Raw genomic sequence first — 587 nt, 5'->3', positions numbered from 1 at the left:
CCCGAGTCCACCAGGTCCCTCGCGATCAAGTCCGCCCGGTGTCGCTTCCACCGGGCTCGCCCGGTCACGCCTCGGACGCCGTTGCGCGCCATCAGCATCTCCACCGCATCGTGCCCGACGGTGACGCCGCGACCGAGGACGAACTCGGCGTGGACCCGCCTCACACCGTAGGTGCCGTTCGACGCGTGGTGCACCTCTCGGATCTGGTCGACCAGCCAGGCGTGTCGGATCGCCCTCGCCGACACAGGCCGAGTCAGCGCGGCGCAGTAGCCCGACTCGGCCACACCCGGAACTCGAGTGGCCGGCTGGACCGGAAGCCCTTCACCGGCCATCACCGCGATCGCCTCGTACCGCCTTGCTGGGGGCACCACCTTCCCCAGCAGCTCCGTGCCGCGCCGGTGGATCGCCAGCTCGGTCTCCCGCTCCGCGATCCGGCTCTTCGCCGCGGTCAACTCGGACTTCTCGCCACTGCTCAGGCCCGGCCGCAAGCCCTTGCCGATGCGGTCCTGTCGGCGTCGGGTGTAGATCGACTGCGCGCCGACCCCGAGATCTCCTGCGACGTCGACCACCGGCCGTCCGGCCTCGAC

At 71.2% G+C, this 587-nt stretch carries 1 protein-coding gene; it reads right to left on the bottom strand.

The window, feature by feature from the left end:
- Positions 1–587 (bottom strand): IS3 family transposase (locus tag ABD993_RS36510; RefSeq protein WP_345428978.1); only part of this gene is annotated, 587 nt, incomplete at both ends.

The sequence above is a fragment of the Pseudonocardia xishanensis genome (genome assembly GCF_039541715.1).
GTDB classification, from domain to species: Bacteria; Actinomycetota; Actinomycetes; order Mycobacteriales; family Pseudonocardiaceae; genus Pseudonocardia; species Pseudonocardia xishanensis.
Note: the sequence above shows the minus strand (reverse complement) of the source record. Positions and strands in the feature narration are given on the sequence as shown.